At 72.6% G+C, this 16,927-nt stretch carries 17 protein-coding genes; 14 read left to right on the top strand and 3 right to left on the bottom strand.

All coding sequences use genetic code 11. The features are described from left to right. Positions 1–31 precede the first annotated feature (31 nt). Complete coding sequence (locus ACF1BE_RS28465; RefSeq protein ID WP_392201870.1) at positions 32–928, top strand: thioesterase family protein; 897 nt, start codon at positions 32–34, stop codon at positions 926–928. Positions 929–1,051: 123 nt separating this feature from the next. Here ACF1BE_RS28465 and ACF1BE_RS28460 read toward each other — a convergent pair whose 3' ends face one another. Continuing rightward, positions 1,052–1,678, bottom strand: a complete 627-nt coding sequence (locus ACF1BE_RS28460; RefSeq protein WP_392201869.1) for a TetR family transcriptional regulator — start codon at positions 1,676–1,678, stop codon at positions 1,052–1,054. 157 nt (positions 1,679–1,835) lie between these two features. Here ACF1BE_RS28460 and ACF1BE_RS28455 point away from each other — a divergent pair, with 157 nt between their 5' ends. The 3 genes from ACF1BE_RS28455 (at position 1,836) to ACF1BE_RS28445 (ending at position 3,573) form a co-directional block, all read left to right on the top strand. Next, positions 1,836–2,003, top strand: a complete 168-nt coding sequence (locus tag ACF1BE_RS28455; protein WP_361997240.1) for a hypothetical protein — start codon at positions 1,836–1,838, stop codon at positions 2,001–2,003. A 58-nt stretch (positions 2,004–2,061) separates the two neighbouring features. Next, positions 2,062–2,340, top strand: coding sequence for a DUF4190 domain-containing protein (locus ACF1BE_RS28450; RefSeq protein WP_392201868.1), 279 nt, complete (start codon positions 2,062–2,064; stop codon positions 2,338–2,340). Positions 2,341–2,403: 63 nt separating this feature from the next. After that, positions 2,404–3,573 (top strand): cysteine desulfurase family protein, encoded by a 1,170-nt coding sequence (locus tag ACF1BE_RS28445; protein WP_392201867.1) that lies wholly within the window; start codon positions 2,404–2,406, stop codon positions 3,571–3,573. Between the two features lie 151 nt (positions 3,574–3,724). On the opposite strand, the gene ACF1BE_RS28440 is transcribed toward ACF1BE_RS28445, so the two are convergent. After that, positions 3,725–4,447, bottom strand: a complete 723-nt coding sequence (locus ACF1BE_RS28440; protein ID WP_392201866.1) for an N-acetylmuramoyl-L-alanine amidase — start codon at positions 4,445–4,447, stop codon at positions 3,725–3,727. 33 nt (positions 4,448–4,480) lie between these two features. On the opposite strand from ACF1BE_RS28440, the gene mnmA reads away from it, so the two are divergent. After that, entirely contained in the window at positions 4,481–5,608 is a 1,128-nt protein-coding gene (gene mnmA, locus ACF1BE_RS28435) for a tRNA 2-thiouridine(34) synthase MnmA (RefSeq protein ID WP_392201865.1), read from the top strand. 64 nt (positions 5,609–5,672) lie between these two features. Here the strand turns inward: mnmA and ACF1BE_RS28430 are convergent, their stop codons facing one another. After that, positions 5,673–5,996, bottom strand: a complete 324-nt coding sequence (locus tag ACF1BE_RS28430; protein ID WP_392201864.1) for a DUF427 domain-containing protein — start codon at positions 5,994–5,996, stop codon at positions 5,673–5,675. 65 nt (positions 5,997–6,061) lie between these two features. Here ACF1BE_RS28430 and ACF1BE_RS28425 point away from each other — a divergent pair, with 65 nt between their 5' ends. From ACF1BE_RS28425 to gatB, 9 genes are all read left to right on the top strand, one after another. Next, positions 6,062–6,592: a TIGR00730 family Rossman fold protein gene (locus ACF1BE_RS28425; RefSeq protein ID WP_392201863.1), complete on the top strand. Its 531-nt coding sequence runs from the start codon at positions 6,062–6,064 to the stop codon at positions 6,590–6,592. Between the two features lie 40 nt (positions 6,593–6,632). Continuing rightward, the gene (locus ACF1BE_RS28420) at positions 6,633–7,331 is read left to right on the top strand and encodes an SDR family oxidoreductase (protein ID WP_392201862.1); all 699 of its coding nucleotides are present in this window, start codon (positions 6,633–6,635) and stop codon (positions 7,329–7,331) included. Positions 7,332–7,362: 31 nt separating this feature from the next. Next, the gene (locus ACF1BE_RS28415; protein ID WP_392201861.1) at positions 7,363–8,370 is read left to right on the top strand and encodes a methionine synthase; all 1,008 of its coding nucleotides are present in this window, start codon (positions 7,363–7,365) and stop codon (positions 8,368–8,370) included. A gap of 15 nt (positions 8,371–8,385) precedes the next feature. Beyond that, on the top strand, positions 8,386–10,581 hold the full coding sequence (gene ligA / locus ACF1BE_RS28410; protein ID WP_392201860.1) for an NAD-dependent DNA ligase LigA: 2,196 nt from the start codon (positions 8,386–8,388) through the stop codon (positions 10,579–10,581). Between the two features lie 259 nt (positions 10,582–10,840). Next, positions 10,841–13,081 (top strand): putative bifunctional diguanylate cyclase/phosphodiesterase, encoded by a 2,241-nt coding sequence (locus ACF1BE_RS28405; RefSeq protein WP_392201859.1) that lies wholly within the window; start codon positions 10,841–10,843, stop codon positions 13,079–13,081. Between the two features lie 215 nt (positions 13,082–13,296). After that, a complete protein-coding gene (gatC, locus tag ACF1BE_RS28400) occupies positions 13,297–13,593 on the top strand; it encodes an Asp-tRNA(Asn)/Glu-tRNA(Gln) amidotransferase subunit GatC (RefSeq protein ID WP_004925108.1) in 297 nt (98 codons plus the stop codon). A gap of 5 nt (positions 13,594–13,598) precedes the next feature. Further along, entirely contained in the window at positions 13,599–15,098 is a 1,500-nt protein-coding gene (gene gatA, locus ACF1BE_RS28395; protein ID WP_392201858.1) for an Asp-tRNA(Asn)/Glu-tRNA(Gln) amidotransferase subunit GatA, read from the top strand. Then, positions 15,095–15,334 carry a hypothetical protein gene (locus ACF1BE_RS28390; RefSeq protein WP_392201857.1) on the top strand — a complete coding sequence of 80 codons (240 nt, stop codon included), beginning with the start codon at positions 15,095–15,097 and terminating at the stop codon, positions 15,332–15,334. Before gatA ends, ACF1BE_RS28390 begins: the two co-directional genes overlap by 4 nt. A gap of 15 nt (positions 15,335–15,349) precedes the next feature. Further along, entirely contained in the window at positions 15,350–16,864 is a 1,515-nt protein-coding gene (gene gatB / locus ACF1BE_RS28385; protein WP_392201856.1) for an Asp-tRNA(Asn)/Glu-tRNA(Gln) amidotransferase subunit GatB, read from the top strand. Positions 16,865–16,927 lie beyond the last annotated feature (63 nt).

The following is a 16,927-nucleotide window of genomic DNA, read 5'->3' as shown; positions in this document are numbered from 1 at the left end:
GCTTAGTAGTTTGCTGTTGTACCGTTCCCCCATGCCAGAAGCGACTTCCGCCACCTTCCCCACTCTCGGCTCCGTTCGAGCGGGGGGACCCCCATCGCGGGCCGTGATCGGTGACAGCGAGTTCGACCGCGACACCGCGGTCACCCGGCGCGAGCCCGGCGTCTACGCCGTCGATCTCTCGGCCGGCTGGACCATCATCAACGCCGTCAACGGCGGCTATCTGCTGGCCGTACTCGGCCGGGCCCTCGCGGACACCCTCCCGCATCCCGACCCGTTCACCATCACCGCGCACTACCTGACCGCCTCCCACCCCGGTCCGGCGGTCGTCCGCACCGAGACCGTCCGCACCGGCCGCACCCTCTCCACCGGCCAGGCCTCGCTCTTCCAGTACGACGACGAGGGCAACGAGGTCGAACGCATCCGCGTCCTGGCCTCCTACGGCGACCTCGCCACGCTCCCCGACGACGTGCGCACGACGGCCACCCCGCCCTCGATCCCGCCGCTGGAGCGGTGCTTCGGCCCGGACGACGCGCCGGCGCCCGTCCCCGGCAGCTCCGCGATCGCCGACCGGCTGATGCTCAAGCTGGACCCCGACACCCTCGGCTGGGCGCTCGGCGCGCCCTCCGGCAGGGGCGAGATGCGCGCCTGGTTCGGCCTCGCCGACGGCCGCGACGCGGATCCGTTGTCGCTGCTCCTCGTGGTGGACGCCCTCCCGCCCACCGCCTTCGAGATCGGCCTGAAGGGCTGGGTGCCCACGGTGGAACTGACCGTCCACGTCCGCCACCGCCCGGCCCCCGGCCCGCTGCGCGTGGCGATCACCACCCGCAACCTGGCCGGCGGCTTCCTGGAGGAGGACGCCGAGGTCTGGGACAGCGAGGACCGCCTGGTCGCCCAGTCCCGTCAGCTGGCCCGCGTCCGGCTCGGCTGAGCGGCGCGGAACCGCGTCGAGGGGCGGCCCCCGGGCCGCCCCTCGCCCGCGTGTGCGCGGAGAAGGGCCGCGCCCCGCCGCCCCTGAGCGCGGCATGAGCGAGGGGCCGTACCACCGGGCGGCTCAGTCGAGCCAGTGGCCGCGGCCGATGGTGATGAGCCGCAGCTGGCGGGTGGCCAGCTGCGCCACCCGCTCGCGCTCCTCCTCCGGAGCCTCCAGCGCCTCCAGGAACAGGGAGGCGGTGATGAGCATCTGGTCGACGTAGAGGTGCGCGAGCATCAGCAGGTCGTCGTCGCTCCATCCCGCCGCCTCCGGGTCCCCGGCCAGCTCGGCCTTCACCTCCTCGGCGAACCGCAGCAGCTGGTCCCGGATGGCCTCGCGTACCGGCTGCACCCCGCCGTGCCGTTCCCGGGCGATGAAGCGGACGTGCGCCGGGTACGCCGCCACGTGACGGGCGATCAGTTCGACCGCCCGTACGATGCGTTCCTCGCTGTCGCCCGTCGTCGACACCGTCGTCCGCACCATCGGATGCAGGCTCCCCAGCGCCTCGTCGACCAGGGCCACACCGAGGTCGGCGGTCGAGCGGAAATGCCGGTAGAAGGCGGTCGGCGCGACGCCGACGGCCCGGGTGACCTCGCGCAGGCCCAGGCTGCTCAGGCTCTGTTCCTCCAGCAGTGCGAGCGCCGCGTCGAGGAACGCCTGCCGGGTCTTCTGCTTCTGGGCCTGCCGGATGCCGAGGGTGTGACTCATGTCATCCAGTTAACAACTGTTCTCCGGAATTGGAAAGCCGTCGAAGGCGCTAGACTCGAAGTCAGTGAACAACTGTTACTACAATTGTTCACCGAAACTTCACGCCGGCCGAACACCCCGGCCGCACACGAGGTATTCCGGAGGGGGGATCCATCTCATGCTGTTCCTCGTCGCCGCTCTCATGCTGTTCGGCGTCGTGCTGGGCACCGTGGCCCACGCGCCGCTGACCGTCACCGCCGCCCTGGCCGCCGTCATCGTCGTCTGGCTCGCCGTCTTCGCGCTCCGTGAGCGCCACGGCCGCCGCCGGCAGCCCTCGGCCAACTGACCGGGCGTCACGACCACCAGGGCCACGCAGACACCAGGACCACCAGGAGCTGACACCCATGCACCTCACCGCACCGGCCGTGCCCCGCACCGACACCCGCCCGCGCATGCGCGACGCCGACGGCATGGCCGTGGCGTCCTTCATCCTCGGCCTCCTCGGCCTGCTCGTCCTCAACCTCTTCCTCGGCCCGGTCGCCGTCGTCCTCGCCGCGGCAGCCCTGTGGCGCGGCACGAGCCGCCGGGGCCGCGCCTGCCTGGGCCTGGCCCTGGGCATCGCCGACCTCGCCGTCCTGGTGGCGGCCATGGAGATGTCCGGCACGGTGTCCTGGAGCCTGTGAGGCGGCGAACGCCGTCCGCGCGGCCGGAGACCGCCGTGGGGGCCACGTAGAATCGGCGTCACCATGGCTTACCTCGACCACGCCGCCACCACCCCCATGCTCCCGGAGGCGGCAGAGGCGCTGACCGCCCAGCTGAGCATCACCGGCAACGCGTCAGCCCTGCACGCCTCCGGCCGCCGGGCCCGTCGTACGGTCGAGGAATCCCGGGAGGCCCTGGCGGAAGCGCTCGGCGCCCGCCCCAGCGAGGTCGTCCTCACGTCGGGCGGCACCGAGGCCGACAACCTGGCCGTCAAGGGCCTGTACTGGTCGCGCCGCGCCGCCGACCCGGCCCGGACCCGGGTCCTGGCCAGCCCGGTCGAGCACCACGCCGTGCTGGACGCCGTGCACTGGCTCGGCGAGCACGAGGGCGCGACGGTCGAGTACCTTCCCGTCGACTCCCACGGCCGCGTCCACCCCGAGGTCCTGCGCGAGGCCATCGCCCGCAACCCCGGCGACGTCGCCCTGGCCACCGTGATGTGGGCCAACAACGAGATCGGCACCATCATGCCGGTCCGCGAACTCGCGGACGTCGCGGCCGAGTTCGACGTTCCGCTGCATGCCGACGCGGTCCAGGCGTTCGGCCAGGTCCCCGTCGGCTTCGAGGCCTCGGGTCTCGCCGCGATGACGGTGTCCGGGCACAAGATCGGCGGCCCGTACGGCATCGGCGCCCTGATCCTCGGCCGCGAGCACACCCCCGTGCCCGTCCTGCACGGCGGCGGCCAGGAGCGCCACGTCCGCTCCGGCACGCTCGACGTCCCGGCCGTCGCCTCCTTCGCCGTGGCCGGCCGGCTCGCCGCCGGGCGGCAGGAGCGGTTCGCCCGCGAGATCGGCGCCCTGCGCGACCAGCTGGTCGACGCCGTCCGTACGGCCGTACCGGACGTGCTCCTCGGCGGCGACCCGGCTCCCGGGGGCCGCCTGCCGGCCAACGCGCACTTCACCTTCCCCGGCTGCGAGGGCGACTCCCTGCTGCTCCTGCTGGACGCCCAGGGCATCGAGTGCTCCACCGGCTCCGCCTGCACCGCCGGCGTCGCCCAGCCCAGTCACGTCCTCCTCGCCACCGGCACCGACCCGGACCTGGCCCGCGGCACCCTGCGCTTCTCCCTCGGCCACACCTCCACGGAGGCCGACGTCGAGGCGGTGGCCGAGGCGATCGGCCCGGCGGTGGAACGGGCCCGAGCGGCGGGGCTCACCTAGGCCCTCTCGTTCGGATCATGCCGGGCTCGCGGGCCATGGCACCGCGCCTCGCCGCGTTGCCATGGCTCCCTCCTCCGCCTTGCGACGCACGGCACCAGGACCCGCTCCCTGATCCGAACGAAAGACCCTAGGAGACACCCGTCGAGGGGTTTCAGCCGGCCGCCGGGGCTTCCGTGTGTGCGGCTCGGACCAGTCTCAGATACCGCTCCCAGTCCCAGAACCGGCCCGGGTCCGTGTGGTCCGTGCCCGGCACCTCCGCGTGCCCCACGATGTGCTCCCGGTCGGCGGGTATGCCGTAGCGCCGGCATATCGCCGCCGTCAGCCGTGCCGAGGCCGTGTACAGCGCGTCGGTGAAGGAGGAGGCGTCCTCCACGAAGCCCTCGTGCTCGATGCCGACACTGCGCTCGTTGTACTCCCGGTTGCCCGCGTGGAAGGCGACGTCCAGCTCCCGGACCAGCTGGGTGACCCGCCCGTCCCGGCGCACGACGTAGTGCGCCGCCGCCCGGTGCGCCGGGTCCTGGAAGACCTTCACCGCCGACGCGTACCCGCCCTGGGTGACATGGACGACCACCCGGTCCACCGGGTAGTCGTCCGGCCGGTCCGCCCGCCGGTAGTTCGCCGGGGAGGCCGCCACCCAGCGGGCGCTGCGGAAGTCCACCGCGCCCGCCACCCGGGGCCGCTCCACCCCGGGCAGCCGCCACCACAGCCGGGCCAGCTCGTCCCGGGCCAGCACGGCCGTGCCCAGCGCCGCCGCGGCCCCGCCGGCCAGCAGGGCCCGCCGTCCCAGCCGCCGGTCCGTGTCGTCCTTCGCCGTCCCCGCCGTCACCGTCACCCCCTCGTCGCCCCTGCCGTCCTCAACGGCTGTCCGGCCCATCCGGTTCCCGCGTCCCCGTACCCTGGAAGGGCTATGACTGACACCCCGCAGCGCACCCGCCCCCTCCGCGTCCTCGCCGCCATGTCCGGCGGGGTCGACTCCGCCGTCGCCGCCGCGCGCGCCGCGGAAGCCGGCCACGACGTCACCGGCGTCCACCTCGCGCTCTCCGCGAACCCGCAGTCCTTCCGTACCGGCGCGCGCGGCTGTTGCACCATCGAGGACTCGCGCGACGCCCGCCGCGCCGCCGACGTCATCGGCATCCCGTTCTACGTCTGGGACCTCGCCGACCGCTTCCGCGAGGACGTCGTCGAGGACTTCGTCGCGGAGTACGAGGCCGGCCGCACCCCGAACCCGTGCCTGCGCTGCAACGAGAAGATCAAGTTCGCCGCGCTCCTGGACAAGGCGCTGGCCCTCGGCTTCGACGCCGTCTGCACCGGCCACTACGCCAAGGTGATCGTGCGCGAGGACGGCTCCCGCGAGCTGCACCGCGCCTCCGACATGGCGAAGGACCAGTCGTACGTGCTCGGCGTGCTGGACGAGAGGCAGCTCGCCCACGCGCTGTTCCCGCTCGGCGACACGGTCACCACCAAGGAGGAGATCCGCGCGGAGGCCGAGCGCCGGGGCCTGGCCGTCGCCAAGAAGCCCGACTCGCACGACATCTGCTTCATCGCCGACGGCGACACCCAGGGCTTCCTGGCCGCCCGGCTCGGCCGGGCCGAGGGCGACATCGTGGACGAGTCCGGCACCCGGCTGGGCACCCACGAGGGCGCGTACGGCTTCACCATCGGCCAGCGCAAGGGGCTCAGGATCGGCACCCCGGCCCCCGACGGCAAGCCCCGCTACGTCCTGGACATCTCCCCGGTGGACAACACCGTCACGGTGGGCCCGGCCGAGGCCCTGGACGTCACCGCCCTCACCGCGATCAGGCCCCGCTGGTGCGGCACCGCCCCCACCGCCGTCGGCACCTACACCGCTCAGCTGCGTGCCCACGGCGGCGAGACGGAGGTGACCGCCGAGCCGGCCGGCGGCGAGCTGCGCGTGACCTTCGGCGAGCCGGTCCGCGGGGTCGCCCCCGGCCAGGCGATCGTGCTGTACGACGGCACGCGCGTGGTGGGCTCGGCGACGATCGCGTCCACCACCCGCGCGAAGGCGGCGGTCTGAGCCCGCCCACCGCGTCCGTCCGTGGCCGTGCGGGCCGCTCCCGCACGGCTCGGCACCGACTGGGTCAGGACACGTCGGCTTCGTAGAAGCAGTAGTGGTCCTTGATCTCGGCGACCCCGGGCTTCGGGTCCGGGTACCCCCAGACGAGGTCGGGCGCGTCCGGCAGGGACCAGTAGGACGCCGTTCCCTTGAAGGGGCAGACGGTGTGCGTGTCGGAGGGAGTCAGCAGGTCCAGGCGCACGTCCTCGGCGGGGACGTAGTACCGCACCGGACAGCCCGTCTCCCGCAGCTCCAGCGAGCGGTCGGACTCGGCGAGCACCAGGCCGTCGCGCTCCACGCGCACGTGCCGCCCGCTCTTCTCGATCGTGATCGTGTGTCCTCGGGTCATACCGGGTCAGCACCGCGCGGGCCGCGCTTCTTCCCGCCCGGGCCGGTCACCGTACGGTAGGAGCCATGAACATCTGCGTCTTCCTGTCCGCCGCCGACCTCGACGAGCGGTACACCCGCCCCGCGCGTGCCTTCGCCGAACTGATCGGCAGGGCCGGCCACACCCTGGTCTGGGGCGGTTCGGACGTCGGTCTGATGAAGGTGGTCGCCGACGGCGTGCACGAGGCGGGCGGCAGGCTGCTGGGCGTCTCCGTGGAGTTCCTGGCGAACAGGGCGCGGCCCGGTGCCGACGAGATGGTCATCGCCGCCGACCTCGCCGAGCGCAAGAAGCTGCTGCTGGAGAAGGCCGACGCCGTGGTGATCATGGTGGGCGGCACCGGCACGCTCGACGAGGCCACCGAGATCCTTGAGCTGAAGAAGCACGGCCGCACCGAGAAGCCGGTCGTGCTGCTGAACACCGCGGGCTTCTACGACGGCCTTCAGCAGCAGTTCCTCCGCATGGAGGCCGAGGGCTTCCTGCCCCGTCCGCTGTCCGAGCTGGTCTTCTTCGCGGAGGAGCCCGCCGCGGCGCTCCAGTACCTGGAGTCCGCGATCTGAGCGGCCGCCGCCGTAAGGTTCGGCGCCCGCTGATGCGAGCATGGCGGGCATGGCAACTCATGTGATCACCGGAGCCGGTTCCGGCATCGGCGCGGCCGTGGCCCGCCGTCTGCACGCGCGCGGGGACGACCTCGTGCTGCACGCGCGCGACGCGGGCCGCGCCAGGGAACTGGCCGCCGCGTTCCCCGGCGCCCGCACCCTCGTCGGCGACCTCGCGGACCCGGACCGGCTGTCCTGGGCGTTCTCCCACCAGACGCTCCCGGAGAGCGTGGACGGTCTGCTGCACATCGCCGGTGTCGTCGACCTCGGTGACGTCGGCGACCTGACCCCGAAGTCCTGGCACCACCAGCTCAACGTCAACCTGGTCGCCCCCGCCGAGCTGACCCGGCACTTCCTGCCGCAGCTGCGGGCCGCCCGCGGCCATGTGATCTTCGTCAACTCCGGCTCCGGCCTGAACGCCCACGCCGGCTGGTCCGCGTACGCCGCCTCCAAGCACGGCCTGAAGGCGCTCGCCGACTCCCTGCGCCAGGAGGAGCACGCGGCCGGCGTTCGCGTCACCTCCGTCTACCCGGGCCGCACCGCCAGCCCCATGCAGGCCAAGGTCCACCAGCAGGAGGGCGAGGAGTACGACGCCGCCCGGTGGATCGACCCCGAGTCGGTCGCCACGACGATCCTGATGGCCCTGGACCTGCCGCGGGACGCGGAGGTCAACGACCTGACGGTGCGACCGGGGCGCTGATCCCGGCCACGGGGTTCCGTAGGCTGCCCTGGTGAGCGAAAACAGCGTGTTCAGGTTCGGTGGCGCCACCGGTGTCGGGTCCCTGCCCGGTGGCGACGCCCGGGAGGCCGCCAGGACCGCCACCGGGTCCTTCGAGGACTTCCCCTTCCTCCCCGAGCTGCCCGCGCGGGGACCCGGCGCCGACATGATCGGCCGTACCGCCGGCATGCTGGTCGAGCTGTACGCGCGCGTGGAGCCCAGCGGCTGGCGGATCGGCGACCGGCCGGGCCGGGACACCCGGCGGGCCCGGGCCTGGCTGGGCGAGGACCTCGACGCCGTCGAGGAGTTCACGCAGGGCTACGAGGGCGATCTGAAGGTGCAGGCCGTCGGGCCGTGGACCCTGGCCGCGGCCCTGGAGCTGAGGAACGGCGAGGCCGCCCTGTCGGATCCCGGCGCGTGCCGGGACCTCGCCGCCTCGCTCGCCGAGGGACTGCGGCTGCACCTCGACGAGGTGCGGCGCCGCGTCCCCGGTGCCCGGATCGTCCTCCAGCTCGACGAGCCCTCCCTCACCGACGTCCTGCGCGGACAGGTGCGGACCGCCAGCGGCTACCGCAGGCACCGCGCGGTGGACCGGCAGGTCGTGGAGGCCACGCTCCGGGACGTCGTCGGGGTGCACGGCGGCGGCCCTGTGGTCGTGCACTCCTGCGCCCCCGACGTGCCGTTCGCGCTGCTGCGGCGGGCCGGCGCGGCGGCCGTCTCCTTCGACCTCGCTCTCCTCACCGAGCGTGACGACGAGGTGATCGGCGAGGCCGTCGAGAGCGGGACCCGGCTGTTCGCCGGTGTCGTGCCGGGCACGGACGGCCCATTGTCGGACCCTGCCGGTAGCGTCATGGGTGTCAGGACGCTGTGGCGCAGGCTGGGGCTGCGTCCGGGGCTGCTCGCGGAGGCGGTCACGGTCACCCCGGCGTGCGGTCTGGCGGGTGCCTCCCCGGGCTACGCACGCCAGGCGCTCGCCCACTGCGTCCAGGCGGCGAGATCCCTCGCTGACAACCCAGAGTAACGGGAGGACCACACGGTGGCCGGCGACAAGCAGGCGGAGACGACGGCGGTGCCCGCCGAGGCCCGCGAGAAGCACGCGCAGCTGGCGGAGCAGATCGAGGAGCACCGCTTCCGGTACTACGTGAAGGACGCTCCCGTCATCAGCGATGCGGAGTTCGACACGCTCCTGAGGACCCTGGAGGCCCTGGAGGAGGAGTACCCGGAGCTGCGCAGCCCGGACTCGCCGACCCAGAAGGTCGCCGGGGCGTACGAGACGGAGTTCACCGCGGTCGAGCACCGCGAGCGGATGCTCTCGCTCGACAACACCTTCAACGACGACGAGCTGGCCGCCTGGGCTGACCGCATCGCCAGGGAACTGGGCGGCCAGGCCTACCACTTCCTGTGCGAACTGAAGGTGGACGGCCTCGCGGTCAACCTCACCTACGAGAAGGGCCGGCTCACGCGCGCGGCCACCCGGGGCGACGGCCGCACCGGCGAGGACATCACCCCGAACGTCCGCACGATCGCGGAGATCCCGGACCGCCTCGACGGCGACCGGGTGCCGGACGTGGTCGAGATCCGCGGCGAGGTCTACTTCCCGATGGAGAAGTTCCTCGAGCTGAACGAGCGCCTCGTCGCGGCCGGCGACAAGCCCTTCGCCAACCCGCGCAACGCCGCAGCCGGTTCGCTGCGCCAGAAGAATCCGCGGGTCACCGCCACCCGCCCGCTGCACATGGTCGTCCACGGCATCGGCGCCCTGGAGGGCTACACCGGCATGACCCGGCTCTCGCAGGCCTACGAACTGCTGAAGGGCTGGGGCCTGCCGACCTCCCCGCACAACCGCGTGGTCGACGACCTCGACGGCGTACGGGAGTTCATCGCGTACTACGGCGAGAACCGTCACTCCGTCGCGCACGAGATCGACGGAGCCGTGGTCAAGCTGGACGAACTGCGCCTCCAGGGGCGGCTCGGCTCCACCGCGCGGGCCCCCCGCTGGGCGATCGCCTACAAGTACGCGCCCGAAGAGGTCAACACCAAGCTCATCGACATCAAGGTGGGCGTCGGCCGCACCGGCCGCGTCACGCCGTACGCCCAGGTCGAGCCGGTCACGGTCGCGGGCAGCGAGGTGGAGTTCGCGACCCTGCACAACCAGGAGGTCGTGCGGGCCAAGAACGTCCTCATCGGCGACACGGTCGTCATCCGCAAGGCCGGTGACGTCATCCCGGAGATCCTCGGCCCGGTCGTCGACCTCCGGGACGACACCGAGACGGAGTTCGTGATGCCGGGCGAGTGCCCGGAGTGCGGCACGCCGCTGCGGCCCATGAAGGAGGGCGACATCGACCTCCGCTGCCCGAACGCCCGTGCCTGCCCGGCCCAGCTGCGGGGGCGTGTCTCCTACCTCGCCGGCCGCGAGTGCCTGGACATCGAGCACTTCGGCGAGGTGGCCGCCGCCGCGCTCACCCGCCCGCTGGAGCCGGCCGACCCGCCGCTGGTGGACGAGGGCGACCTGTTCGACCTGACGGTGGAGAAGCTGCTGCCCATCAAGGCGCACGTCCTCGACCCCGCCAGCGGGCTGCCCAAGCGCGATCCCAGGACGGGGGAGGAGAAGGTCGTCACGGTCTTCGCCAACCAGAAGGGCGAGCCGAAGAAGAACACCCTCGCGCTGCTGGCCAACATCGAGGCCGCCAAGTCCCGTCCACTGGCCCGCTTCCTGAACGGGCTGTCCATCCGGCACGTCGGCCCGGTGGCCGCGCAGGCCCTCGCGCGCGAGTTCCGCTCCCTCGACCGCATCGAGCAGGCGACCGAGGCGGAGCTGGCGGCCACCGACGGCGTCGGCCCGATCATCGCCGCCGCGCTCAAGGAGTGGTTCGCCGAGGACTGGCACCGCGAGATCGTCCGCAAGTGGAAGGCCGCCGGAGTCCCCCTGGAGGACCAGTCGTCCGGCGAGGACGAAGGGCCGCGCCCGCTGGCGGGGCTCACGGTCGTCGTCACCGGCACGCTGGAGAACCACACCCGGGACGGCGCCAAGGAGGCGCTCCAGAGCCGGGGTGCGAAAGTGGTCGGTTCGGTGTCGAAGAAGACCTCGTTCGTCGTTGTGGGTGACAACCCCGGATCGAAGTACGACAAGGCCGTACAGGCGAAGGTCCCGATCCTGAACGAGGACGGTTTCGACGTCCTTCTGGAGCAGGGGCCGGAAGCGGCGGCCGAAGTCGCGCTTCCGACCGAGGAGTAGCGGTTGAAGGCCACCCGATCGGCGCATATCAGTTGCATACGGGTGGCCCGGGCGCATTCGGGCAACCGTCGGAGACCGCTGCCCGTGGAAGCCTTCCGCGGCCTACTGTTGAGGTATGCGCCTGCCGTGCCCAGCTGCGGCTGGGGCATACCCGTGCTCTCCAGAGGCCCGGGGAAGGTTTCTTCGGCGCGGAGCTGCTGATGGTTGTCGGGCATCGGGCCGCGTGGCGTGGGCACCGCCGGCTGTGAGAGGGACGGGAATGGAACCGACCGAGAGCGCCGCCCCGGACTCACGGCTGCGTCTGCGCCGCCGCCCGGGCGCGTGGCGGGGAATCCGGTGGAGCGGGCCGGCCGGCGGACGGACGGGCGGGCAGCCGCGCCCGGCCGGACCCGGCCCCGCCGGCGAGGCACACGCTCCGCTGCCCCTGGCCGTCGAGTCCGCTTCCGGGCTGTCCGGCGCCGACACCGAACGGCACCCGTCCTGGCCGGCGCTGCCCGGGGCCGTCGTCGCCGCCGCGGGCCTCTTCCTGGCAGCCGGCTTCTACCGCGCCTACGCCGGCCACCACGCGCTCTTCCCCTGCGGCACGCTCGGCTGGGCGCTGGCCCTGCTCACCGGCGTCATCGTCGGCCACCTCGTCATGCTGGGCAGCGCCCGCTGGTGGGGCGGCACCGGATCGGGCGCCGCCCTCACCCTCGCCGTGCTGCTGCTGTACGGCTGGGTGCCCGCCGGTCTGGTCAGCCTCACCGTGGTCGTCCTCGTCGGCATCGCCCGCCGGCACCGCTGGCGGCAGGGTGTCCTGCACGGCGCGGTCGACATCCTCGGCATCGGCGCCGGTGCCCTGCTGCTCGGCGCGTTCGGCCGCTTCCCGAGCGTCGAGCAGCCCTGGCGGCCCGGCACGTGGACCGTCGCGACGGCCCCCCAGGTCGTCCTGGTCGCGTGCGCCTATCTCGCCGTCAGCCGCGGCCTGCTGTGGTACCTGCACGCCCCGCGCGGCGGCGGGGTGCCCACCGTCGCCCGCACCGCCCTGGTCAGACAGGGTCTGGTCGCCGTCGCGCTGCTCGGCATCGCGCCCCTCCTCTGCGTCGTCGCCGACGCCCAGCCGGTCCTGCTCCCGCTGTTCGCCATCCCCCTCATCGCCCTGGACTCCACGCTGTGGATGGCCCGTGCCCGCGCCGAGGAACAGCTGCGCGACCCGCTGACCGGGCTGCCCAACCGGCAGTGGCTGCTGGAGCGGATCTGGACCGCCCTCGACGACGCCGAGCGCATCGGTGCCCGCTCCGCACTCATGCTGATCGACCTCGACCGTTTCCGGTCGGTGAACGACACCCTGGGACATCTCGCGGGGGACCGGCTGCTGCTCCAGATAGCCGACCGGCTGCGCATCGCCCTGCCGCGCGGCGCCGAGGCCGCCCGTCTCGGCGGTGACGAGTTCGCCGTCTTACTGCCCGTCGCCGACTCCACCACGTCGGCCACGCGCGTCGCCCGCGGCCTCGTCGCCGCCCTCAGCTCCCCGCTCGACCTCGACGGGCTCACCCTCGTCCTGGAGGCCAGTGCGGGTGTCGCCGTCTTCCCCGACCACGCGCTCGACGCCGAAGGGCTGCTGCGCCGGGCCGACGTGGCGATGTACCAGGCGAAGCGGGACCGCACCGGCGTCGAGGTGTACGAGTCCAAGCGGGACTCCAACACCCCGGACCGCCTCGGCCTGCTGGGTGACCTGCGCCGCGCCCTGGACGCGCGCGAGGTACAGCTGCACTACCAGCCCAAGGTCCGCTTCGACGGCCAGGTCGCCGGCCTGGAGGCACTGGTCCGCTGGGTGCATCCCGAACGCGGCAAGGTTCCGCCGGACGAGTTCATAGCCATAGCCGAGTCCTCCGGCCTGATGCCCCATCTGACGGAGTACGTCCTCGACACCGCTCTCGCGCAGGTCGCCCGGTGGCGCGCGCAGGGGCTGCGGGTCCCGGTCGCCGTCAACGTCTCCCCGCGCGACGTCCACACCCCCGGATTCGCGGGATCGGTCGCCGCGCGCCTCGCCCGGCACGGGGTCCCCGCCGGGGCGCTCCAGCTGGAGATCACGGAACACGTCCTGCTGGAGGACCCGCAGCGGGCCGCGGACACCCTCGCCGGGCTCACCGCGCACGGCGTGAAGATGTCCCTCGACGACTTCGGCACCGGCTACTCCTCGCTGGTGCACCTGCGCCGGCTGCCGGTCAGCGAGCTGAAGATCGACCGCTCCTTCGTGGCCCGGCTGGCCGTCGACGCCGAGGATGCCGAGATCGTGCGCTGCACGGTCGACCTCGCCCATTCGCTGGGGCTCCTCGTCGTCGCCGAGGGCGTGGAGGACGACGAGACGTGGGAGCGGCTGCGGGATCTGGGCTGCGACGCGGTGCAGGGATGGCTGGTCGCCGCGGCGATGCCCCCGGACGAGGCCACCGCCTGGCTGCTGGCCCGCGGCACCCGCGGCTGGCAGCGGCCGCGCGCCGCGCTGCCCGCCGCCGAGTAGTCTTCCTTTCTCCCCGGACGGCGTGCCCTCCCGGAGTAGCCTTCGGGCTCCCGGAAGGCCCTTCCCCGAGGGGGCCGACGGGGCCCGCCGAGGGGCCGTACGCGGGACGGGCGGCACCGGTGAGGACGGTGTCACGGCAAACCGTTTCACGGGGACCCGGGCCCGCCCCATAGGATTGGCTCCGAACCACACACTCTCACCCAGAGGATCGCTGCATGCCTGGCATCACGCGCGAGGAGGTCGCCCACCTCGCCCGGCTGGCGCGTCTGGAGCTGAAGCCCGAAGAACTCGACCACTTCGCGGGACAGCTGGACGACATCATCGGCGCGGTCGCCCGCGTCAGCGAGGTCGCCGACCAAGACGTACCGCCGACCTCGCACCCGCTGCCGCTGACGAACGTCATGCGGCCGGACGAGGTCCGTCCCTCGCTCACCCCCGAGCAGGCGCTCTCCGGCGCCCCGGCCCAGGAGCAGCAGCGTTTCAAGGTGCCGCAGATCCTGGGGGAGGAGTGACAGCCATGACGGACAGTCCCATCATCAAGCTCACCGCGGCGGAGATCGCCGCGAAGATCGCCTCCGGCGAGCTGACGGCCGTCGAGGTGACCGAGGCCCACCTCGCCCGGATCGAGGCGGTGGACGAGAAGGTGCACGCCTTCCTCCACGTCGACCGCGAGGGCGCCCTCGCCCAGGCCCGTGCCGTGGACGACAAGCGCGCCCGCGGCGAGAAGCTCGGCCCGCTGGCCGGCGTCCCGCTCGCCCTGAAGGACATCTTCACCACCGAGGGCGTGCCCACGACCGTCGGCTCGAAGATGCTCGAAGGCTGGATCCCGCCGTACGACGCGACGCTCACCAAGCGGCTCAAGGCCGCCGACGTCGTCATCCTCGGCAAGACCAACATGGACGAGTTCGCCATGGGGTCCTCCACGGAGAACAGCGCGTACGGCCCCACCGGCAACCCGTGGGACCTCACCAGGATCCCCGGCGGCTCCGGCGGCGGTTCGAGCGCCGCCCTCGCCGCCTTCCAGGCCCCCCTCGCCATCGGCACCGACACCGGCGGCTCCATCCGCCAGCCGGCCTCCGTCACCGGCACGGTCGGCGTGAAGCCGACGTACGGCGCGGTCTCCCGGTACGGCATGGTCGCCTTCTCCTCCTCCCTGGACCAGGGCGGCCCCTGCGCCCGTACGGTCCTGGACGCGGCCCTGCTGCACGAGGTGATCGCCGGGCACGACCCGCTCGACTCCACCTCGATCGACGCCCCGGTCCCGCCGGTCGTCGAGGCCGCCCGCAACGGCAGCGTCGAGGGCATGCGCGTCGGAGTGGTCAAGCAGTTCCGCGGTGAGGGCTACCAGGCCGGCGTCATCCAGCGCTTCGACGAGTCGGTCGAGCTGCTCAGGGAGCTGGGCGCGGAGATCGTCGAGCTGGACTGCCCGTCCTTCGACCTCGCCCTGTCGGCGTACTACCTGATCGCGCCCTCCGAGTGCTCCTCCAACCTCGCCCGCTTCGACGGCCTGCGCTACGGCCTGCGGACCGGCGACGACGGCACGCACTCCGCCGAGGAGGTCACCTCCCTCACCCGTGAGGCGGGCTTCGGCCCCGAGGTCAAGCGCCGCATCATGCTCGGCACGTACGCCCTGTCGAGCGGCTACTACGACGCGTACTACGGCTCGGCGCAGAAGGTCCGCACGCTCATCAGGCGGGACTTCGAGAAGGCCTTCGAGCAGGTCGACGTGATCGTCTCCCCGACGACCCCGACCACCGCCTTCCCGATCGGCGAGCGCGCCGACGACCCGATGGCGATGTACCTCGCGGACCTGTGCACCATCCCGACCAACCTGGCGGGCAACGCGGCCATGTCCCTGCCGTGCGGTCTCGCCCCGGAGGACAACCTCCCGGTGGGACTCCAGATCATCGCCCCCGCGATGCAGGACGACCGGCTCTACAAGGTCGGCGCCGCCGTCGAGGCGGCCTTCGTGGAAAAGTGGGGGCACCCGCTGCTCGAGGAGGCTCCGTCGCTGTGAGTGCACTGACCAAGGCCAAGGGCTTCAAGAAGTCCAGGTCCGGTACGTACCTGTCCATCGCCGGGACCGCGTTCGGCGCGATCGGTGTGGCCAAGCGTCTCAAGAAGGCCCGCGCCGAGCAGGACACGCTGGTCCTGATCGATGCCACCGTGTCCGCCGTCGCCATCGTCACCGGCCTCGCCATCCTCTACCGCGAGCTGAAGCGGCTGGGCGACGACGACGTCCTGCTGGGCTGAGAGGGAATTTTCACCGTGACCACCACGACCGACCTGGTGTCGTACGAGGACGCGCTGGCGTCGTACGACCCCGTCATGGGCCTCGAGGTCCATGTCGAGCTCGGCACCAAGACGAAGATGTTCTGCGGGTGCTCCACCGAGCTGGGCGCCGAGCCCAACTCGCAGACCTGTCCCGTCTGCCTCGGCATGCCCGGCGCGCTCCCGGTCGTCAACGCGACCGGCGTCGAGTCGGCCATCAGGATCGGTCTCGCGCTGAACTGCGAGATCGCCGAGTGGTGCCGCTTCGCCCGGAAGAACTACTTCTATCCGGACATGCCGAAGAACTTCCAGACCTCCCAGTACGACGAGCCGATCGCCTTCAACGGCTACCTCGACGTGCAGCTGGAGGACGGCGAGACCTTCCGCGTGGAGATCGAGCGCGCCCACATGGAGGAGGACACCGGCAAGTCCACCCACGTGGGCGGCGCGACCGGCCGTATCCACGGCGCCTCGCACTCGCTGCTCGACTACAACCGCGCCGGTATCCCGCTCATCGAGATCGTCACCAAGCCGATCGAGGGCGCGGGCGAGCGCGCCCCCGAGGTGGCGAAGGCGTACGTCCGTGAGCTGCGCGAGGTCATCAAGGCGCTCGGCGTCTCCGAGGCCCGCATGGAGATGGGCCAGATGCGCTGCGACGTGAACCTGTCGCTGCGCCCGCACGGCCGCGAGAAGTTCGGCACGCGCAGCGAGACGAAGAACGTCAACTCTCTGCGGTCCGTCGAGCGTGCGGCCCGCTTCGAGATCCAGCGGCACGCGGCGGTGCTGTCGTCCGGCGGCACGATCGTGCAGGAGACCCGCCACTTCCACGAGGACACCGGGTCCACGACCTCGGGCCGCGTGAAGGAGGAGGCCGAGGACTACCGGTACTTCCCGGAGCCCGACCTCGTCCCCGTGGCACCCTCGCGCGAGTGGGTCGAGGAGATCCGCGCGGCCCTGCCGGAGCTGCCGCTGGTCCGCCGGACCCGGCTGCTCGCCGAGTGGGGCATCTCCGCCACCGACATGCAGGCGATCCTGAACGCCGGCGCGCTGGACCTGATCGTCGCCACGATCGACGCCGGTGCCGACGCGGCCTCCGCCCGCAAGTGGTGGATGGGTGAACTGGCGCGCAGCGCCAACGAGTCCGGCACCGCGCTGGACGAGCTGGCGATCACTCCGCAGCAGGTGGCCCGGGTCACCGAGCTGGTCGCGAAGGGTGACCTGAACGACAAGCTGGCCCGTCAGGTCATCGAGGGCGTCCTCGCGGGCGAGGGCACCCCGGACGAGGTGGTCGACAAGCGCGGGCTGAAGGTCGTCTCCGACGAGGGCGCGCTGACCACCGCCGTGGAGGAGGCCATCGCCGGCAACCCGGCCGTCGCGGACAAGATCCGCGGTGGCAAGGTGGCCGCGGCCGGTGCCCTGGTCGGCGCGGTCATGAAGGCCACGCGCGGCCAGGCCGACGCGGCCCGCGTCAAGGAGCTGATCCTGGAGAAGCTGGGCCTCGGCGAGGGCTGAGCCCAGACGTCGCACGGCTGACCGTACGGCCCCGGAGGCACGGCCTCCGGGGCCGTCGCCGTC

Source organism: Streptomyces sp. NPDC014991 (genome assembly GCF_043080665.1).
In the GTDB taxonomy this organism is placed as follows: domain Bacteria; phylum Actinomycetota; class Actinomycetes; order Streptomycetales; family Streptomycetaceae; genus Streptomyces.
This window is presented reverse-complemented; position numbering and strand designations above follow the sequence as displayed.